This window comes from Bradyrhizobium sp. Bra78 (genome assembly GCF_024519855.1).
Taxonomy (GTDB): domain Bacteria; phylum Pseudomonadota; class Alphaproteobacteria; order Rhizobiales; family Xanthobacteraceae; genus Bradyrhizobium; species Bradyrhizobium japonicum_G.
The window spans coordinates 1-2,599 of record NZ_JALJRE010000027.1 but is presented as its reverse complement, the minus strand read 5'-3'; the positions used below and the strand labels follow the sequence as shown (position 1 = coordinate 2,599).

The following is a 2,599-nucleotide window of genomic DNA, read 5'->3' as shown; positions in this document are numbered from 1 at the left end:
GGCGCCCAAGGACAAGGCCGCGCCGAAGAAGTCGATGGCCGACGAGGGCGCCTCCGAGGGCGACCGCATCGCCAACCAGTCGATCCGCGTCAACGTGGATACGCTGGAGCATTTGATGACCATGGTCTCCGAGCTGGTCCTGACCCGCAACCAGCTGCTGGAGATCTCCCGCCGCAACGAGGACACCGAGTTCAAGGTGCCGTTGCAGCGGCTCTCCAACGTCACCGCCGAGCTGCAGGAAGGCGTCATGAAGACGCGCATGCAGCCGATCGGCAATGCCTGGCAGAAGCTTCCCCGCATCGTCCGCGACCTCTCGAGCGAACTCGGCAAGCAGATCGAGCTGGAGATGCACGGCGCCGACACCGAGCTCGACCGCCAGGTGCTCGACCTGATCAAGGACCCGCTCACCCACATGGTGCGCAACTCCGCCGATCATGGCCTCGAGACCCCCGCCGAGCGCCTCGCGTCTGGCAAGGGCGAGCAGGGCACCATCCGTCTGTCCGCCTATCACGAGGGCGGCCACATCATCATCTGCATCGCCGACAACGGCCGCGGGCTCAACACCGAGAAGATCAAGGCCAAGGCGATCTCCTCGGGTCTGGTCACCGAGGCCGAGCTCGAGAAGATGAGCGAAGCCCAGATCCACAAGTTCATCTTCGCGCCGGGCTTCTCGACCGCGGCCGCCATCACCTCGGTCTCGGGCCGCGGCGTCGGCATGGACGTGGTGCGCACCAATATCGACCAGATCGGCGGCACCATCGACATCAAGTCGGTGGCGGGCGAGGGCTCCTCCGTCACCATCAAGATCCCGCTGACGCTCGCCATCGTCTCGGCGCTGATCGTGGAAGCTGCCGGCGACCGCTTCGCGATCCCGCAGCTCTCGGTCGTCGAGCTGGTGCGGGCCCGCGCCAACTCCGAGCACCGCATCGAGCGCATCAAGGACACCGCGGTGCTCAGGCTCCGCAACAAGCTGCTGCCGCTGATCCATCTGAAGAAGCTGCTCAAGATCGACGACGGCGCCGCTTCCGATCCCGAGAACGGCTTCATCGTGGTCACGCAGGTCGGCAGCCAGACCTTCGGCATCGTCGTCGACGGCGTGTTCCACACCGAAGAAATCGTGGTCAAGCCGATGTCGACCAAGCTGCGTCACATCGACATGTTCTCCGGCAATACCATTCTGGGCGATGGCGCCGTCATCATGATCATCGATCCCAACGGCATCGCCAAGGCGCTCGGCGCCGCCGGCTCCTCGGCCCATGACATGGGCGACGAGAACGGGGCGCACCACATCGGAAGCGGCGAGCAGACCACCTCGCTCCTCGTCTTCCGCGCGGGCTCGTCCCAGCCCAAGGCGGTTCCGCTCGGGCTCGTCACCCGCCTGGAAGAGCTGCCCGCCGACAAGATCGAGTTCTCCAACGGCCGCTACATGGTGCAGTACCGCGAGCAGCTGATGCCGCTGGTTGCCATGGAGAGCGTCACCATCGCCAGCCAGGGCGCCCAGCCGATCCTGGTGTTCGCCGATGACGGCCGCTCCATGGGCCTCGTCGTCGACGAGATCATCGACATCGTCGAGGAACGGCTCAACATCGAGGTCGGCGGCTCCGCCTCCGGCATTCTCGGCTCGGCCGTGATCAAGGGCCAGGCCACCGAGGTGATCGACGTCGGCCACTTCCTGCCGATGGCGTTCGCCGACTGGTTCACCCGCAAGGAGATGAAGCCGTCGATGCACTCGCAGTCGGTGCTGCTGGTCGACGACTCGGCCTTCTTCCGCAACATGCTGGCGCCCGTGCTCAAGGCGGCCGGCTACCGCGTCCGCACCGCGCCGACCGCGCAGGAGGGCCTCGCCGCCCTGCGCGCGCAGACCTTCGACGTGGTCCTGACCGACATCGAGATGCCCGACATGAACGGGTTCGAGTTCGCCGAAGTGATCCGCTCGGACAACAATCTGGGCTCGATGCCGATCATCGGCCTGTCCGCGCTGGTGTCGCCGGCGGCGATCGAGCGCGGCCGTCAGGCCGGCTTCCACGACTATGTCGCCAAGTTCGACCGTCCCGGTCTGATCGCGGCGCTGAAGGAGCAGACCGCGGGCGCCGCCGGCGCCTCGGAGCTGAGCCGGGCAGCGGCGTAAACGGCAGGATCAGGAGACACGCACATGAGCAAGAAAGCCCAATCCACCGAAGGCGCCATGGTCGAATACGTCACCGCGATGATCGGCGGCCAGCTGTTCGGGCTGCCGATCTCCCGCGTCCAGGACGTGTTCATGCCCGAGCGCGTCACCCGCGTGCCGTTGTCCTCGCGCGAGATCGCGGGCGTGCTCAATCTGCGCGGCCGCATCGTCACCGTGGTCGACATGCGCGCCCGCCTCGGCCTGCCCAAGCCCGAGGACGGCAAGACCCCGATGGCGGTCGGCGTCGATCTGCGCGGCGAATCCTATGGCCTGCTGATCGACCAGATCGGCGAGGTGCTGCGGCTTGCCGAGGACGGCAAGGAGGAGAACCCCGTCAACCTCGATCCCCGCATGGCCAAGCTCGCCGGCGGCGTCCACCGTCTCGACGGCCAGCTCATGGTCGTCCTCGACGTCGATCGCGTCCTCGAGCTC

Annotated in this window: 2 protein-coding genes; both read left to right on the top strand. The window is 66.7% G+C overall.

Going from position 1 to position 2,599, the window contains the following annotated elements:
- On the top strand, positions 1–2,128 hold a 2,128-nt coding region (locus tag OC450_RS34235; RefSeq protein WP_262049473.1), incomplete at its 5' end, for a hybrid sensor histidine kinase/response regulator.
- A 24-nt stretch (positions 2,129–2,152) separates the two neighbouring features.
- Positions 2,153–2,599, top strand: a 447-nt coding sequence (locus OC450_RS34230; RefSeq protein ID WP_256809514.1) for a chemotaxis protein CheW, incomplete at its 3' end; no start/stop codon positions are given.